This is a genomic window from Salinicoccus carnicancri Crm (genome assembly GCF_000330705.1).
Taxonomy (GTDB): domain Bacteria; phylum Bacillota; class Bacilli; order Staphylococcales; family Salinicoccaceae; genus Salinicoccus; species Salinicoccus carnicancri.
This window is the reverse complement of sequence record NZ_ANAM01000008.1, coordinates 291,584-308,528: the sequence shown is the minus strand read 5'-3', so window position 1 is coordinate 308,528 and position 16,945 is coordinate 291,584. Positions and strand designations below refer to the sequence as shown.

At 47.4% G+C, this 16,945-nt stretch carries 16 protein-coding genes; 14 read left to right on the top strand and 2 right to left on the bottom strand.

Translation table 11 applies throughout. The features are described from left to right. Positions 1 to 25 precede the first annotated feature (25 nt). Positions 26 to 1,285 (bottom strand): BaiN/RdsA family NAD(P)/FAD-dependent oxidoreductase, encoded by a 1,260-nt coding sequence (locus C792_RS0109175; protein WP_017549179.1) that lies wholly within the window; start codon positions 1,283 to 1,285, stop codon positions 26 to 28. Between the two features lie 79 nt (positions 1,286 to 1,364). Between C792_RS0109175 and C792_RS0109170 the strand changes: the two genes are divergently transcribed. The 8 genes from C792_RS0109170 (at position 1,365) to C792_RS0109135 (ending at position 9,830) form a co-directional block, all read left to right on the top strand. Next, positions 1,365 to 2,999 carry a putative polysaccharide biosynthesis protein gene (locus tag C792_RS0109170; RefSeq protein ID WP_017549178.1) on the top strand — a complete coding sequence of 545 codons (1,635 nt, stop codon included), beginning with the start codon at positions 1,365 to 1,367 and terminating at the stop codon, positions 2,997 to 2,999. A 1-nt stretch (position 3,000) separates the two neighbouring features. Continuing rightward, entirely contained in the window at positions 3,001 to 3,690 is a 690-nt protein-coding gene (locus tag C792_RS0109165; protein WP_017549177.1) for a pseudouridine synthase, read from the top strand. 80 nt (positions 3,691 to 3,770) lie between these two features. After that, positions 3,771 to 4,472: a hypothetical protein gene (locus C792_RS14670; RefSeq protein ID WP_017549176.1), complete on the top strand. Its 702-nt coding sequence runs from the start codon at positions 3,771 to 3,773 to the stop codon at positions 4,470 to 4,472. Positions 4,473 to 4,587: 115 nt separating this feature from the next. Beyond that, positions 4,588 to 6,009 (top strand): dipeptidase PepV, encoded by a 1,422-nt coding sequence (pepV, locus tag C792_RS0109155; protein ID WP_017549175.1) that lies wholly within the window; start codon positions 4,588 to 4,590, stop codon positions 6,007 to 6,009. Then, positions 5,999 to 6,847 carry a D-amino-acid transaminase gene (gene dat / locus C792_RS0109150; RefSeq protein ID WP_017549174.1) on the top strand — a complete coding sequence of 283 codons (849 nt, stop codon included), beginning with the start codon at positions 5,999 to 6,001 and terminating at the stop codon, positions 6,845 to 6,847. Before pepV ends, dat begins: the two co-directional genes overlap by 11 nt. 224 nt (positions 6,848 to 7,071) lie before the next feature. Beyond that, the gene (locus C792_RS0109145) at positions 7,072 to 7,863 is read left to right on the top strand and encodes a phosphotransferase family protein (protein ID WP_017549173.1); all 792 of its coding nucleotides are present in this window, start codon (positions 7,072 to 7,074) and stop codon (positions 7,861 to 7,863) included. Positions 7,864 to 7,900: 37 nt separating this feature from the next. Then, entirely contained in the window at positions 7,901 to 8,533 is a 633-nt protein-coding gene (gene trmB / locus C792_RS0109140) for a tRNA (guanosine(46)-N7)-methyltransferase TrmB (RefSeq protein WP_017549172.1), read from the top strand. Positions 8,534 to 8,627: 94 nt separating this feature from the next. Next, positions 8,628 to 9,830, top strand: coding sequence for a MalY/PatB family protein (locus C792_RS0109135; protein WP_017549171.1), 1,203 nt, complete (start codon positions 8,628 to 8,630; stop codon positions 9,828 to 9,830). Here C792_RS0109135 and C792_RS0109130 read toward each other — a convergent pair. Next, a complete protein-coding gene (locus C792_RS0109130; protein ID WP_017549170.1) occupies positions 9,817 to 10,113 on the bottom strand; it encodes a hypothetical protein in 297 nt (98 codons plus the stop codon). The two genes, C792_RS0109135 and C792_RS0109130, sit on opposite strands and share 14 nt — an antisense overlap. A 72-nt stretch (positions 10,114 to 10,185) precedes the next feature. Here C792_RS0109130 and C792_RS0109125 point away from each other — a divergent pair, with 72 nt between their 5' ends. Genes C792_RS0109125 through murC form a run of 6 tightly spaced genes read left to right on the top strand, consistent with a single transcriptional unit; the run spans position 10,186 to position 16,898 of the window. Next, a complete protein-coding gene (locus C792_RS0109125) occupies positions 10,186 to 11,265 on the top strand; it encodes a M42 family metallopeptidase (protein ID WP_017549169.1) in 1,080 nt (359 codons plus the stop codon). A 6-nt stretch (positions 11,266 to 11,271) separates the two neighbouring features. Continuing rightward, complete coding sequence (locus C792_RS0109120; RefSeq protein WP_026090307.1) at positions 11,272 to 12,267, top strand: PTS sugar transporter subunit IIC; 996 nt, start codon at positions 11,272 to 11,274, stop codon at positions 12,265 to 12,267. Between the two features lie 16 nt (positions 12,268 to 12,283). Further along, a complete protein-coding gene (locus tag C792_RS0109115) occupies positions 12,284 to 13,114 on the top strand; it encodes a DUF1444 family protein (protein WP_017549167.1) in 831 nt (276 codons plus the stop codon). Beyond that, positions 13,095 to 13,685, top strand: coding sequence for a YtpR family tRNA-binding protein (ytpR, locus tag C792_RS0109110; RefSeq protein ID WP_017549166.1), 591 nt, complete (start codon positions 13,095 to 13,097; stop codon positions 13,683 to 13,685). The genes C792_RS0109115 and ytpR overlap by 20 nt, the downstream gene beginning before the upstream one ends. 11 nt (positions 13,686 to 13,696) lie before the next feature. Then, positions 13,697 to 15,571: a DNA translocase FtsK gene (locus C792_RS0109105; protein ID WP_017549165.1), complete on the top strand. Its 1,875-nt coding sequence runs from the start codon at positions 13,697 to 13,699 to the stop codon at positions 15,569 to 15,571. A gap of 28 nt (positions 15,572 to 15,599) precedes the next feature. Continuing rightward, the gene (gene murC / locus C792_RS0109100; RefSeq protein WP_017549164.1) at positions 15,600 to 16,898 is read left to right on the top strand and encodes a UDP-N-acetylmuramate--L-alanine ligase; all 1,299 of its coding nucleotides are present in this window, start codon (positions 15,600 to 15,602) and stop codon (positions 16,896 to 16,898) included. The last annotated feature ends 47 nt before the right edge of the window (positions 16,899 to 16,945 follow it).

Here is a 16,945-nt window from a genome sequence, read left to right as displayed (position 1 = left end):
CGCACATGAAGAAACGGCCGGATAACTAGGTTATCCGGCCGTTTGCGCTGTTGCCGGCGACATAGCCGGTAACCAGGGCGCTTGTAATGTTGTATCCTCCGGTGTAGCCATGGATATCGAGAACTTCCCCCGCGAAATAGAGCCCTCCGATCAGCCGGCTTTCCATCGTCCGGGGTGTAATCTCCTTCAGGCTGACGCCGCCGCCTGTGACGAAGGCCTTTTCTATGGATTGTGTGCCGTTTACGGTGAAAGTGAAGTTTTTGAGGAAGTTGATGATCGTTTCGAGGTCACGGGTACTTATATGGTGTCCGCTGACGCCGCCGTCAATGTTCAGTTTCTCGAGAATAAGCACCACAAGCCGTTCCTGGAGCTGGCCTTTCAATATGTTTTTGAGGGATTTGTCTCTGTTCCAGGCAATTTCCCGGGCAGTCCTGTCCTTCAGTTCCCCGGGAGTCATGTCAGGATAGAAATCTATCGACATCCCTATTTCCCTTTTCTTCTGTGATTTCTGTTCCTTATAGATGAACTGGCTGCATCTGAGGGCTGCCGGACCGCTGATTCCGAAATGTGTGAATATCATATCCATCCGATGGGTGATCTTCGGTTTTCCATTCTTTTTGAGTACTGACAGTGCAACATCATGCACGCTGAGCCCTTTTAAACTGCCATTCTTTATGAACGGTTCATCGGACAGGATCGGTACTTCGGTCGGGAAAAGCTCCGTGACCGTGTGTCCAAGGGAGCTTGCGAATCTGTGGCCGTCCCCGGTGGAACCGGTGTGGGGGACGCTTCTGCCCCCGGTTGTGATGATCACGTTTTCCGCAGAAGGTTCTGTCCCGTCAGCAAGTCTGACACCGGAGACCCTGCCATCTTCGGCAAGCAGTTCACGGACTTCAGTATTGAAACGTACTTCCACATTGTTATGGTGGAGGGCGTCCGTGAACACATCGAGGACATCTTTTGCTCTGTCTGATACCGGGAACATCCTGCCGTGATCTTCCTCCTTGAGCAGTACGCCGGCTGATTCGATGAAGCTGATGATACTTTCGTTGTCGAAGGTGGAGAAGGGTCCGTATAGGAATTTGCCGTTGCCGGGAATGTGTCTGATGATCTCCTCATACGGAAGTCTGTTGGTGACATTGCACCTTCCGCCGCCGGATATCAGCAGTTTGCGCCCCGGGTTTTTATTCTTCTCTATAAGCAGCACTTTACGATTATTCTGCGAAGCGGCGTTTGCTGCCATCAGGCCGCTGACACCGGCGCCGACTACTATGGTATGGTACATTGGGAGCTCTCCTTTTGGTTTGAAACTTATATGCTTTCGATTATAATGAATATTATTCTGAATGTAAGAGGGATGTTAAATGTCTGATTCAAATAAATTAGTGAGGGGCACGTTCCTGCTGACGATTGCCACCGTAATCACTAAAGTGCTTGGTATGCTCTATCTCATACCATTCTACAGTATCATGGGCGGCGAGGAAAACCTCGCTCTGTACGGGTATGCGTACACGCCCTACACCATCATGCTGTCGGTTGCGGCGGCTGGTGTGCCCGGGGCGGTTTCAAAATATGTGGCCAAATACAATGCCCTCGGGGCATATGCCACGAGTCAGAAACTGTACCGATCAAGCCTCATAGTGATGATATCCTCAGGTTTCATCGCTTTCATCGCCCTTTACTTTGCAGCGCCGTTCATCGCTGAGATGCAGATGGTCGCTTCAGGGGGAGGCGAACACAGATGGAGCACAGGAGATATTACCGGAATCATACGTGTTGTGGCCATAGCTGTGATCATCGTGCCGTTCATGGCCACATGGCGCGGTATATTCCAGGGCTTCGAGTCATTCGGCCCGACGAGTGCATCTTCTGTAATCGAACAGATACTGCGCATACTCTTCCTGCTCGGCGGTTCGTTTGTCGTCATCTACATGGTTGACGGAACCGTACAGACGGCGAACGAAATCGCTGTCTTTGCAGCCTTCATCGGGGGAATCGGCTCCCTTGCGACACTGTGGTATTTCTGGAGAAAGAGGAAGCCGCATATCCAAAAGATGGTCGATGCGGATACAACGGACTATGATTTTTCATACAGGGAGATGTATTCTGAAATCGTCCGTTACGGTGTGCCGTTCATCATCGTGGGCATCAGCATTCCGCTTACGATGTTCATCGATCAGCTGACGCATAACAACGGCCTTGCGATGGGCGGTGTGCCGGAAGAATATCATGATGCATGGTTCGGCATGCTGAACCTGACTACGCATAAACTCGTCATGATTCCGACGGCATTTGCATCCGCATTTGCAATCACGATTCTGCCTTTCATCACGAAAAACTTCCATAAAGGAAAGATGGATGATGTGCACCATCAGATCAGACTGATGATCCTCATGCTGCTGTTCTTCGCGGTACCGGCAGCAGTCGGAATGATGATCCTGTCGGCACCACTTTATACATCATTCTACAGCTATAATGAGATGGGGATAAAGATACTGCTGTTCTATGCACCGGTCAGCGTAGTCATTTCACTCTTCTCTGTCACATGCTCCATTGTGCAGGGTATCGACAGGCAGAATCTCACCCTTTATGTCGTACTGGCCATGCTGGCAATAAAAGCGGCCGTCAACATTCCGCTGATTATGCAATTTCAGACAGTCGGTGCAGTGATGGGAACTGGTATTGCGCTGTCAATCGGAGTGCTGATCAACTTCGCCACCATCAAGAAGTACGGTAAATTCCATTTCAGACCTTTGCTCAGGCCGCTTGCAGAAATCGGACTCTACAGTCTGGTGATGCTGCTTGTTGTCGAAATCATCTATTATGTCTTCATATTGAATCTTGATATCGGGCAGAAGCTGAATTCAGTCATTGTCCTCGCAGTGGCGGTACCGGCCGGTGCACTCGTCTATATGCTCATTTCATTCAGGTCTGGGCTGGCGGATGAAATACTCGGGGCGAGAGCCGACAAGATCAGAAAGAAATTGAAGGTGCTTTGATATGAGACTGGACAAATATCTTTCCAATGCCGGAGCCGGAAGCCGCAAGGAAGTGAAGTCAGTACTGAAAAAGGGGGGAGTGACGGTCGGCGGACAGATAATAAAGGATGCGAAAGCCGAAGTCACCGGGGAAGAGGAGATTCTTATGGACGGTGTACCGGTAATGCTGGAGCGCGGAATCTATATCATGCTCAACAAACCCGGCGGCGTCATTTCATCTACTGAAGCCGGGCAGACAGCAACGGTGATGGATATCATAGAGCATCCCCAGAAGAGGGATCTGTTCCCGGTGGGGAGGCTGGACAAAGATACCACCGGCCTTCTGTTCATCACAAATGACGGGAAGCTTGCCCACGAACTGCTCAGCCCCAAAAACAAGATTGGCAAGACATACATTGCAGACCTTGAAAAGGAAGTATCGGAACGGGATCTCATGATCCTCCGGAAAGGGGTTCCGCTGAAGGATTTTACGACTGCGCCTGCTGAGGCGGAAAAATTATCCGACAGGCGGGTGAAGCTCATGATCACCGAGGGCAAATTCCATCAGGTCAAAAGGATGTTCGGCTATCTGGACAACAGAGTGACCGGTCTCAGGCGTGTCGGATTTGCAGCGCTCACATTGGATGAGAAGCTCGGGGAAGGAAAATGGCGCAGGCTTACGGACAAAGAGATTGATGATCTGAAAAAATAAGTTTAAGGCATAATCGAACGGGTAAATATCTATCATAGATTAGTCACAGTATAAATAATATATTAAGAGGTGTTTTGAACATGGCCAGAAAATCAGGAACTTTATTGAAAGTTGCAGCTATGCTTGGTCTTGCGGTTGCAGCAAAACAATTATCAAAGAAAGAAAACAGGGACGCAGTAGTCAATGAATATAACAAGGTGAAAGAAGATCCTAAAGGCTACGCGCAGAATGTACAGGATAAATTCAACGAACAGACTGCACCGTACCAGGAAAAGGCAAAGCAGGAATTTGAGAAAGTGAAGGACGACCCTAAAGGCTATGCACAGAATGTGCAGGAAAAAGCGAAAAGTGAAGTTGAAAAGGCCAAACAGGATCCGAAAGCCTATGCCCAGGAAGCGCAGCAGAAGGCAAAATCAAAGCTGAATGCTGAAAAGGGGGATTCCAGGGCAGCTGCGAATGATTATGCCGAAGAGGGCAATGATAACAGTAAAATATCCGCTGTCCAGGGCGCGAGCAGTGTGGATGAGAGTGAAGGCCACTTCACGAAGCCGGACAGAATGGATTCAGAAGGTCAGCTGACAACTGAACAGATGAATGAGGAGTGGGTTTCAGAAGGCGGCATCCATCCCGATGAAGAGCTTCAGGACGCAGTATCTCATGGCGGCCTCAACAAGGAGGATCCGGGTAATGCTGAAGTTATACAGGATGAGGGGGAGAAGGATCCCAACCATAATATCCATGTAGTCACAGATGAAGACAGCGATCAGAACAAGAAAAAATAACTTTTGTAAAAGACGGGGAAACAGCGATTTATTTCGCTGTTTCCTTGTTTTTGTCCATGATTTTATATATCATTGAAAAATAAGATTACGCTACATAAGCACTGGGGGAGAAATCATGGATTATAAAGGTTTGGTCAGCAGGTATAAGGATGATCTGATCAAAGATTTATTCGGCCTGCTTGAAATTGAGAGTGTGCGGGGGGAAGCCGGCAGGAATGCCCCTGTCGGCGACGGTCCGAAAGCGGCACTGGATTATATGATTTCCCTTGGAGAGCGTGACGGCATGACCGTAAGGAAAGTGGATGATCTGGCAGGGCATCTGGAACTCGGGCGGGGCGATGAGCTTTTTGGTATCCTCGGACACGTCGATGTTGTGCCTCCGGGCAGCGGCTGGGATACTGATCCGTTCAAGCCCGTTCTCGAAGATGGCATCATCAGAGCGAGGGGTGTGCAGGATGACAAGGGGCCTACGATGGCCGCCTATTATGCAATGAAGATTCTGGCCGACGAGGGAATGGATTTCAAATGTCGCACCCGCCTGATCGTCGGCACGGACGAAGAGTCGGACTGGCAGTGCACTGATGCCTATTTCAAAAAAGAAGAAATGCCGGGTGCGGGATTTGCACCGGATGCGGCATTCCCTCTCATCCATGGTGAGAAAGGGATCACCACATTCAATATCATACAGAAGCAGACGTCCCTGGATGATGAAGAACCCAACATAGAGCTCAAAGTACTGATCTCGGGTGAAAGATACAACATGGTGCCTGAAGCTGCGGAGGCGAAACTTAAAGTGCTTCAGAACATGAGTGAAGTGATACAGTCTTTCGAAGACTTTTTGAGGCGCGACGATATTGATGGGGAATATGAGATAGACAATGGCTTTCTGAAACTTTCGATATCAGGGCAGAGTGCCCACGGTTCCACCCCGGAGGCGGGTGTGAATGCCGGTTTCATCCTGCTCAGGTTCCTGGGTGGGCTTGATCTGGACAGTAATGCGACTGCTTTTGTGGACTTTGCGGAATCAAGAATCCTGGATAATGCTGACGGGGCGAAATTCGGCATGGCCCACTCCCATGATGAGCTGGGGGATACAACGGTCAATACCGGCATGATCAATTACACCGAGGTCGACGGCGGGATTTTCGGAATCAACCTCAGATATCCTGAAGGACTGGATTTCAGAAAGGGCGTTGAAGCGCTTGAAAAAACAATCTATCCAGATGGTTTCATCATCGAAGATGTAACGCATCAGGAACCTCATTATGTAGATAAGCAGGATCCTTTGGTAAAAGTGCTGCTTGATTCCTATCGCAGCCATGTTAATGATGATTCTGAACCGTTTACGATCGGCGGCGGGACATACGCCAGAACACTGGAGAAAGGTGTTGCCTTCGGCGCAATGTTCAAGAATACTGCGGATACGATGCATCAGAAGAATGAACGTATGAAATTGGATGAACTGCTGCTTGCCACCGAAATATACCTTGAGGCGCTGCACAGAATCTGTATAAAGGGTGAGATGGATGAAAATTAGTTTTTATAATGGTGAATTCAAGGAAGATGAAGAACTGAGGGTCATGTACCAGGATCGTGCATTTTATTTCGGGGACGGGGTTTATGAAGTCATCAGATATTATGACGGTGAGTTCTTTACGCTCAAGGGTCATCTGGACCGTCTTATGAACAGTATGTCCGAAATTGAAATCGACGGTGTGGAGCGCACTGAGCTGCTCGATATCGTAACGGAATTGAAAGAAAGGAACACCATTGAGAACGGTGCATTGTACATCCAGGTTTCAAGAGGTATCCAGAACAGGAATCATGCCTATCCCGTTGATGTGAAGCCGGTGGTACTGGCCTACATCAATGAGGCCAGGCGCCCGCACAGCCAATCTGAGCACGGTGTGCACGTCATCACAAATGAAGACTACAGATGGCTCAAGTGTCATGTGAAGAGTCTGAACCTGCTGGCAAATGTCATGGAGAAGGAGAGGGCTGTAAAAGCCGGAGCCCATGAAACAGTGATGCACAGGGATGGTGTGGTGACGGAAGGTTCATCGACAAATGTCTTTATCGTGAGAAATGGCATATTGAAAACACATCCGGCAGATAACCTCATCCTGAACGGGATTACACGGCAGGAAGTGCTGAGGATTGCCGGAGAGCTGGATGTCCCTGTCGAGGAAGCTGGTTTTAGTGTGGAAGAAATGATGGATGCGGAGGAAGTGATCATCACGAGCACCACCCAGGAAGTGACACCGGTCGTCAAGGTGGATGACACGATTATCGGAAACGGACAGAGAGGAATGGTGACAAGACGGATCCAGAGAGTGTTTGATGCAAACATTCATAAATTAAACCTGGTTAAATAATGTTAACCTGAAATATTACCCTTTTAATTTTCAGGAGGGTCAAAGGCTTACAGCATATGGTTTTGCCGGCCCGTGACATCGTGTTGTCAAAACCGGACTTGATAATAGTCCTTGAAATAAACCATGAAACCCTATAAAATTTATAACACGAACAGAAACTGGCGCTATCTTATTCGTTAAGTATTTAGCGCTTTTTTCTTTGACGATGAAAAGAGGTGTAGAACTTGGAGCATTTCTATCAGCTCGGCTGGACACTCGACCCCGTTGGTGGAGCATCCGGCGAAGCCTACAAGGCGGAGCAGGATGGCAGGAAGCTGTTCCTGAAACGTAATGCCAGCCCTTTCCTTGCGGCGTTGTCGGCTGAAGGTATCGTACCTAAGCTGGTCTGGACGAAAAGAATAGAGACCGGTGAGGTAGTGACAGCACAACATTGGAAAAATGGCCGGGAGCTGAACCGTGATGAGATGTGTTCGGAGAGAGTGGCATCATTGATGAAAAAAATCCACACATCAAGCCCTCTTCTGACAATGCTCAAAAAACTGGGTATGAAGCCCATGCTGCCGGACTTGCTACTGAACAAGATCCAATCATCGCTGTCACCGAAAGTGAATGCCCATCATACTGTCCGTGCAGCCATCCAGTATCTGGAAAATGAGATGCCGAAAATTGATGAACAATTCTGCACAGTATGTCATGGAGATGTAAACCACAATAACTGGCTCTTGTCCGATCAGGATGAGCTTTTTCTGGTGGACTGGGAAGGTGCAATGATTGCAGATCCTGCCATAGACCTCGGCATGCTGCTTTATACTTATGTGGACAGCGAGAAGTGGGAAGAGTGGCTCGCGGACTACGGAAAGCCGCTCGACCGCGATCTGCTAAAACGCATGAAGTGGTATACCCTGGTACAGGCGATTACGATGATCCAATGGTATGAGGATCACAAACGTTTTAAAGATATGAACGACTGGATCATATTCCTCAACAGGATTATTAATAGGAACCGTTTTATTTAAATCATATGAATAATTATTTTCAGGTGGGGAATAGCCGATGAGAATGCGCAACAAACCATGGGCGATGGATTTTCTGTCGTCGAATGATGATATCGTTGATGTTGAATCGAGATACGCAGGAAGAATAGATGAATTCTTTGAAACAAAGCAGCCGCTCCATATTGAAGTCGGGACAGGGATGGGGACATTCATTACCGAACTTGCAAGGCGTAATCCGCATATAAATTATGCAGGAATCGAGCTGGATAAGAATGTGATGATCCGCGTACTCGAAAAGGTGCGGAAGCTGGAGCTTGCCAATGTGCGGCTTGTGCTTCTGGATGCAAATGCGATCAAAGAGTATTTCAGCGAAGGTGAAGTGGACCGTATATACCTTAACTTTTCTGATCCATGGCCAAAGAAACGCCATGAGAAGCGGAGGCTGACCTTCAGCTCCTTCCTGGACCAGTACAGACAGATTGTGACCCCCGGGGGTGAACTCCATTTCAAGACTGATAACCGCGCGTTGTTCGAGTACAGCCTTGTCAGCCTGAACCGGTTCGGAATGGATTTCCATGAAGTGATCCTGGACCTCCATGCGGCGGAGCCGGAGGATAACATCAGAACGGAATATGAAGAGAAATTTTCGGCAAAAGGAAATTTAATATACAGGATAAAGGCATCTTTCTGAAGGTGCTTTTTTTAATGCCGTGTATTATTCAGTAATGAATGATAAAATGATAGAGAAATGTTATGCAGCATTCAGTATGTTTGGAGGAGATTTTTTGGATAAGTTCAATTTTAATAAAAATATCTCAAGAGAGGGTACATACAGCGTTCAGTACGAGGGGACGGATGCGCTGTTTGGAAGACGCGGGCTGGAACCTTTCTGGATTGCAGACATGGATATTGAAATTGCCGAGCCGATTGCCGATGCGATGAAACGAAGGATAGACAACCGCATCTTCGGCTATACCATATGGCAGAATCCCGGCTTTTACGGGGCGGTTAAACACTGGTGGAATTCCCGTTTTGATATCGAACTTCGGGATGAGGAAATTTCTTATGCACCATCCGTGCTATTCACGGTCGGAGAAGTCGTCAGACAGCATTCCGAAAAAGGGGATGGGGTAATCCTTACGACACCGAGTTACAATGCCTTCATTGGCCAACTGGAGGGCAATGAGCGGAAAATTGTGGACTGCCCGTTCATAGAGGATGAAAATGGCTATACGTTTGACTTCGATCATTTTGAAACATTGTGCAAAAAGGATGATGTAAAAGTCTATATCCATTGCAACCCGCATAATCCGACCGGGAAAGTATGGACTGAGGATGAACTGCGTAAAATCCGTGAAATATGCATGTCCAACAATGTTTTCCTGATCAGTGACGAAATCCATATGGATTTCGTCAGCCCCAAGGGTACATTTGTGTCGATGGTCGAGCTGATGGAGGAAGGGGACAGAATCCTCGTGACAACAGGTCTGGGTAAAACGTTCAACCTGGCAAGTATCCCGCATTCCTACTTTATTTCGAGAGATGCGGCTTTCCGCAAAAAGCTGAATCAGGCCATTGGATCCAAATATGGTATGGGCGCTGCGAACTCACTTGCTCTGACGGCAATTGAAGCCGCATATAACGAATGCGGCGAATGGGTGGATGCTCTGAACAGTCATCTGGAGGAGAACTTCCGGGTGATCGAGGACTATATAGAGGAGCATATGTCCGGATGGCTGACTTTCAAAAAGCCGGATGCGACATATCTTGCCTGGATCAGTTTTGAAAAATCCGGATTGGATGATGATGCAGTGCACAAAGCACTTGTTGAAATCGGGGGAATTGCTGTGTCACCGGGAAAAATATATGATGTGAAAAAGAACGGGCATTTCCGTTTCAATGTGGCTACCAGCAGAGAGCGCGTACTCATGGGTCTCGACCGCATCCGTGAAACGTTTGAAGAGATCATGGGGGTTACAAAGAAGTAATCTCCATGATCTCTCCGGTGAAAGCGTCAGCGATGAACTGGTACCTTTCTGTAGTATCATCCTTCCTGACATGCAGCACGCCTGTATAGACTTCACAGTTCATCCCGAGAAGCTTCCTCGTGCTGGTTGTGTAGTCTATTGAGATGAATGAGATGTCCTCAAACTGTATGTGCAGCTGTCTGATGATTTTCTGGGGATGTATCGGCTGATGCTTTCTGAACCATATGAGCACCGGTACAGTAAGGATGAAAAGCGTAGTTAGAATCTTAATGTATTTTGGCATGTACGAATCCTCCCATCAGAGTCAGTTTAACACAGGGAGTGGCAAAAATAGAATTTTTAAAGGGGAATTACAATGAAATTTGGCGACAACACTTTAAAAAGAATGAAAACATTGACCGAACTTCACGGTGCTCCGGGATTTGAAGACAAAGTCCAGGCATACATGCGGTCTGAACTCGGTAAATTTGCCGATGAAATCATCACTGACGGATTGGGAGGTATTTTCGCCGTAAAGAGATCCGGCAGGGAAAATGCTCCGAAGGTGATGGTGGCGGCACATATGGATGAGGTCGGTTTCATGGTCACCCAGCTCACCAAAAATGGAATGATTAAATTCACACCGCTCGGCGGGTGGTCGACTGATGTCATGCTCAGCCATAAATTCAAGGTCCGGACGTCAGATGAAAAGGAGATTACGGGGGTCATCGGCAGTGTGCCTGTCCACTTCAGGAAAGGGGAGAAAGACGGCAAAACACAAATCAAGGATATGCTGCTTGATGTCGGTGCAGACTCCATGGAAGAATTGGAGGCGATGGGGATACGGCCTGGCGATTCTGTTGTACCGGACGTGGATTTCCAGGTGCTTGAAGGGACTGATAAGCTGCTTGCCAAAGCATGGGACAACCGCTACGGCTGCCTGATAGCGATTGAAGCACTTGAGGCGCTTAAGGACGCCGAGCTGGATTGTGACCTGTATATAGGAGCAAATGTCCAGGAGGAAGTCGGCCTGAGAGGGGCGAAAGCAAGCGCGAATATGGTGAAGCCCGACGTTGCGTTTGTTGTTGACTGCTCTCCTGCGAATGACATGGCCGGAAAAGATGATGACATTGGTAAAATAGGTGAAGGAACGCTGATCCGGATCATGGACAGAACGATGATCCTCTCTAAACCGATGCGCGACTATCTGCTTGAAACTGCAGAAAGGAATGATATCAAACATCAATATTACCAGTCCCCGGGCGGTACGGATGCAGGCAGCATCCACATTTCAGGAGAAGGTGTCATAAGCGCTGTAGTCGGCATCTGTGCCCGTTATATCCACACCAGCCACTCCATCATCAATTACAATGATTATCTGCATGCCAAAAAGATGCTGACAGAATTGATCAGGGGTATCGATTCTGAAAAAGTGGAAGCATTGAGAGGGCGGTAGGTACACATGAGACGCTTGCTTCGCAGATGGTTCATAGATGGCATGGCTTTTATGGCCCTGGGATTGTTTTCTTCGCTGATCATCGGCCTCATCATTGACACGGCCGGCACATATATTCCTTATCTGGAGGGGCTCAGGGAGATTGGGGAGGTGGCAATGGCTCTGACCGGTGCTGCGATCGGCGCTGCCATCGCCTATGGACTGAAAGCAGGACCGCTTGTCATATTCTCCACACTGGTTGTAAGCTACGCAGCGTATGATATGGGCGGTGTGGCCGGAAGTTATATTACAAGCATCGCAGCCATAGAAATCGCCCGGCTTTATGCGGGGAGGACAAAGATTGACATTATAGTAACCCCGTTTCTGACAATTGTCATGGGATATTTCATCGCCAGGTTCGTTGGACCCGCAATCGGAGACTTCATGATAGGAATCGGCGAATTCATAGGGTTTGCCACAGAGCAGAGACCGTTTATAATGGGTATATTGGTGGCAGTGGTATTCGGCGTGGCGCTTACAGCTCCATTATCAAGTGCCGCTCTTGCCATAATGCTCGATATCAGCGGTCTGGCAGCTGGAGCAGCTGTGATCGGCTGCTGCTGCCATATGGTCGGGCTGGCTGTTACAGGATATAAAGATAATGGAGTCTCAGGTCTCATTTCCATCGGTGTGGGAACTTCAATGCTCCAGATTCCGAATATACTGCTGAACCCCTTCATCATACTGCCTCCCGTTCTGTCGAGTGCAATCATTGCGCCGATCATGACAGTATTTTTTCCTATGGAAAACAATGCGGCAGGTGCAGGCATGGGAACGAGCGGATTCGTTGGGCAGATCATGGCGGTGGAAACGATGGGGGCGACAGCTGAAGTATGGATATCCATACTTGTATTCCATATCGTTTTACCGGCAGTGCTGACTTTGGTATTCTATATTCTGCTGAGAAGGACGGGACTTATCAAAGATGGCGACCAGGTACTGAGGCTGTCTGCCAAAGATTAGAAGTGGAGGCAATTCAATGAATATTTTCCAGCTGAAAGATAAAGTGATTGAAAAACTGGCTGAGAAACGCAGTGATTTCAATACCTCATTCGACCGGGAAAAAGAGATGCTCAGAGTCGAGCGTAAAGATAATAAAAAGGGAATCGATGTTTCGTTATCCAAAGCGATGGATAAATTTAAGAAAGACAGCAATTTTGCTGATGAAATTGTATACTATATAGATGAAACGCTTGAACGTATGAAGGAAGAGAAAATCGATCCCGAACAGGCAGTGATCTACCCTGTGGTCCGTTCAACGAGTTTTCCCGATAAGACGAAGAACGGTGTGGATTTCATAAAAGACAGTCACACGAATGAAACCGATATATACTACGCCATAGATTTCAGGAAAAGCTATCGGCTGATCGATGAAGAGCTTGCCTCATCCCTCGGCATGAGGCAGGAGGATATACGTACACTTGCAGATAACAACCTGAGGAAGCTGAAAATCGAAATGAGCAGGGATACGCTGCAGGAGAATGATTTTTATTTCGTCAACCATAACGACGGTTACGATGCATCCCGTATCCTGAACGGAGAGTTCCTTGATGAAATGCATGAAAAATGTGAGGGCGAAATGATGGTGGGATTACCCCACCAGGATGTACTGATCATTGCAGACGTCAAAAATAATGTCGGTTACGATATCATGGCACAGATGATGATGCAGTACTTTGCCGAAGGGCTTACACCGATCACCTCCCTGTCTTTCTCCTATCGGGAGAAAAAGCTCGAACCAGTGTTCATACTGGGAAAACAGAGGAATTATAATAAAAGAGGTAATGATGATGAAACTGACATACAATAATGAACATGTGGGGGATGTACTGCTTGTGACAATCAGAAAAGCGGAATCACCTTCCTATGAATTTCATGAAGACCTGACTGTCATAAAGGAGGGTATGGAGACCATCGGCCTGAATATCTTCAAAGCTTCTAAGAAAATCAGCATGCATGAAGGGGTTAATATTGAACCCACAGAGCATATTGCCGGAGAGATCAACAAAGTTCTTGAAGAATACGGCTTGGATAGGATGGACTTTGATACATCACCGAAATTTGTAGTGGGGAAAGTGCTGGAGAAGACTGAGCATCCGGATGCCGACAAGCTGAACGTGACAAAAGTGGACGTCGGGGATGAAGTGCTCCAGATTGTATGCGGTGCCCCGAATGTTGATGCAGGACAGCGTGTCGTAGTGGCCAAGGTGGGTGCAGTAATGCCGGACGGTCTGTATATAAAACCTTCCACACTGCGCGGTGTGGAATCAACAGGCATGATTTGTTCAAGAAAAGAATTGAATCTTGAAGATGACGGCGTAAAGGGAATCTATATCCTGGACGACAGTTATGAAGTGGCTCAGCCGTTTGAAGTTAAGTAAAGGTGGTTCATATGGATAGATCGAGAAGGAGAAGGCAGTTCAACAGAGAAGCCGAAGATGAAAAAAGCTACAGAGAGCGTTTCCGGTTCCCTTTGGAACTTGATGATGAAAAGAAAGATGGGGAATCACATCAGAGTGAAACTATGAATGATGGCAATGGTTCAGATTCATTCATCAGAAAGGAACAGAGAAGGACTCTCTTTGAGGAGACGAAAAAGCAGGAGAAGAAGGATTCCAGTTTCAGAATTACAAAAGCAAGGGACATTCCCTCAGCAGTCCATGGTACAAAGAAACATGAAGAACCTGATGAAAACGGCGCCAGTGGTCCCATCAGACAGAAACCGCTGCCCGGCGCCTCACCTCTGATTTCGGCAATCCACGGCACAAAAAAGGAGGAGCTTTCCAAAAAGGAACTTTCCTATATTGAAGCCGATAAAGAGGACGGAGGTGTCAGGCAACAGGGGTATACATCTCCAATCATAGAGGGGCTGAAGCGTGAAAGGCTGCTGAGAGCCAAGAAGGAAAAGAAACGCCTTGAGGAACGCAGACAGCGTGAAGCGCGCGAAAAGGCACGCTATGATGACCCATATAATCTGAAGGGGAAACAGCCTGCGCCGATCGGGCATGAGCAGGAATCGGCTGAAAATGAAGAGGCTCTGCCTGTACAAGAAACTTCTGAGAAGAAAGCAAACCTGGGAACGGCTTCTCCTTACAATGTCATAATGACACCATATGATAAGAAAAAACGGCTGAATAACCGTAAGATTGAAACTAAGCGGCAGGGGCCGAAGTACACGATGCCTTCGATACATATGCTCGGCAGTGATCAGACGGATGATTACGGTGAAGCGGATGGAGCGCTTGCCGGGCAGGTGGTCGGAGCATTCGAAGCCATCGGCATTCCGGCGGAAATATTTGACTATAAGACAAATGGCATAATTGGCCGTTTCGGAATCAAGCTGGACCGTACATTCAGACTGAGCAATATCGCCCGGCTCAGGGAACATCTAGGGCCGAATCTGCCATTTGACAGCTTCAGAGTCATTGCTCCAATCATAGGCACGAGTAATATAGGAATTGAATTCCCGCTGAAGGACCCGATTCATATCCCTTTCAGCAAAGTGTTTTCCTCGAGCAGCCTCAAACTGCGCAAGAATGATTTCAAATTTGTAGTCGGAAAGACTGTTGATGATAAGATTTTCAGCTATGAACTTCAAAAAGCGGGCCATACACTGGTTTATGGAAATAACGAAATTGATTCTTCGAATGCGATCGATAATATACTCATTTCACTGATGATGAACCATAACCCGAATGAATTCAGAATTCTGATTGCATCAGACAAACCGCATTATGAAGATTATAAAAATGTGCCACATCTGTTCCAGCCTCAAAAATCGGTAATGGACCCGGATGTACTGAGCGGCCTGCTCAAGGAACTTAATGACAGGCATAATCAGTTCAGAAGGGCTCATGTCAGGAATCTGAACAGCTTTAATCAAAGGGTCAGCTATGAAGCGCGTAAAAGTGTGATTGCAGTTGTCATCGATGATCTTTCAGAACTCTTTGAAAGCAACAATCCGGATGCTGTCAAGACAATTGTACAGGTTCTGAAAAAAGGTAAACCGCTGGGTATTCATCTGATCATGAAACACACCAGAACGGACGTCAATATCCGTTTTGAATGGCTGCAGATGATGCAGACCCGGATTTCATTCAGAGATGAAAAGTCCAATATCATTGAGGGCAGTGAGACGCTGACGGACGGCAATGATATGCTGATCCAGATTCCTACATCGAACAAAGCACTCCGTGTGAATGGTGCCGTGCTGCCTCATGATTCAAAACAAAGAGTCTTCTCCCATCTGAAGCATATCGGAGGATGAGCTCATTTTAAGAAAGATTGGTGAACTCGTGGAAAAATATCATTTTATAGGGATAAAGGGTGCAGGGATGAGTGCACTTGCCCAGGTGCTTCATGATCTCGGACATGAAGTCAGGGGTTCTGATATTGGGAGTGAAGTCTTTACTGAACACCAGCTGAGGGACAAAGGCATAGAAATAATGGATTTTGACGAGAATAATGTAGTGGACGGTTTTACCTATATCGCAGGCAATGCCTTCAAGGACGACCATCCGGAGATAAAAAAGGCATTTGAGTCGGGCTATCCTGTCATCAGATATCATATTTTCCTGGCCGATTTCATGAGCAGGTATACATCCATTGCCGTAACAGGCTCCCATGGAAAAACTTCTACAACGGGTCTTCTCAGCCATGTCATGAACGGTGATGTGGAGACGACTTTCCTGATCGGTGATGGTACGGGATTCGGCCTTGAAAACAGCGATTACTTTGCTTTCGAATCCTGTGAATACAAGCGTCATTTTCTAAGCTACCATCCCGATTACGCAATAATTACTAATATAGACTTTGATCATCCTGATTATTTCAGGAGTATAGATGACGTCGTGGATGCCTTCACAGATATGGCCAAGCAGGCGAATAAAGGTGTCATAGCATACGGCGGGGACGAATACGTCCGGGATATGGATTTGGATGTGCCGGTCTGGTTCTATGGCATCAGCGGGAACAATGATGTCAGAGCGGAGAACATCGAAACTAATTCCAAAGGTACACATTTTGATGTTTACATCGGGCAGGAAAAACTGGACAGATTCAGCATACCGATGCACGGTGACCATCACATACTGAATTCGCTCGCCGTCATTACGGTATGTCATCTGGAGGGGCTTGACATGGAGAATATCAAAGATGCATTCATGACTTTCGGCGGGGTCAAGCGCAGATTCAGTGAGACATTTCTGAACGGTATGGTGATAGTTGATGATTACGCCCATCATCCGAGGGAAATTAGTGCAACACTTGAGACAGCCCGTAAAAAATACGGCGGCAGGGAAATAGTGACGGTGTTCCAGCCACACACTTTTTCCAGAACTGAAACGTTTCTTGCAGATTTCGCCGAGGCACTCTCGGAATCTGACAAATCATATATAGTGGATATATTCGGTTCTGCGAGAGAAGAGTCAGGCAGACTGTCGAGCAGAGACCTTGTGAATCTGATACCCGATGCAGAACTTCTGGACGACATGGACCTGGAGCGACTGAACATCCATGCGGAAGCTGTCATCATATTCATGGGGGCCGGTGACATCCAAAAGTATGAAAAACGTTTCACCGAGCTGCTTTCATGATTTGACTGTAAACATGTTTACAAAGCAGTGTTTCGGGTTATTTTATA

Excerpts from the sequence above, each read along its gene's own strand:
- C792_RS0109175 (WP_017549179.1), bottom strand. The coding sequence starts at position 1,285 with ATGTACCATACCATAGTAGTCGGCGCCGGTGTCAGCGGCCTGATGGCA.
- C792_RS0109170 (WP_017549178.1), top strand. The coding sequence starts at position 1,365 with ATGTCTGATTCAAATAAATTAGTGAGGGGCACGTTCCTGCTGACGATT.
- C792_RS0109165 (WP_017549177.1), top strand. The coding sequence starts at position 3,001 with ATGAGACTGGACAAATATCTTTCCAATGCCGGAGCCGGAAGCCGCAAG.
- C792_RS14670 (WP_017549176.1), top strand. The coding sequence starts at position 3,771 with ATGGCCAGAAAATCAGGAACTTTATTGAAAGTTGCAGCTATGCTTGGT.
- pepV (WP_017549175.1), top strand. The coding sequence starts at position 4,588 with ATGGATTATAAAGGTTTGGTCAGCAGGTATAAGGATGATCTGATCAAA.
- dat (WP_017549174.1), top strand. The coding sequence starts at position 5,999 with ATGAAAATTAGTTTTTATAATGGTGAATTCAAGGAAGATGAAGAACTG.
- trmB (WP_017549172.1), top strand. The coding sequence starts at position 7,901 with ATGAGAATGCGCAACAAACCATGGGCGATGGATTTTCTGTCGTCGAAT.
- C792_RS0109130 (WP_017549170.1), bottom strand. The coding sequence starts at position 10,113 with ATGCCAAAATACATTAAGATTCTAACTACGCTTTTCATCCTTACTGTA.
- C792_RS0109125 (WP_017549169.1), top strand. The coding sequence starts at position 10,186 with ATGAAATTTGGCGACAACACTTTAAAAAGAATGAAAACATTGACCGAA.
- C792_RS0109120 (WP_026090307.1), top strand. The coding sequence starts at position 11,272 with ATGAGACGCTTGCTTCGCAGATGGTTCATAGATGGCATGGCTTTTATG.
- C792_RS0109115 (WP_017549167.1), top strand. The coding sequence starts at position 12,284 with ATGAATATTTTCCAGCTGAAAGATAAAGTGATTGAAAAACTGGCTGAG.
- ytpR (WP_017549166.1), top strand. The coding sequence starts at position 13,095 with ATGAAACTGACATACAATAATGAACATGTGGGGGATGTACTGCTTGTG.
- C792_RS0109105 (WP_017549165.1), top strand. The coding sequence starts at position 13,697 with ATGGATAGATCGAGAAGGAGAAGGCAGTTCAACAGAGAAGCCGAAGAT.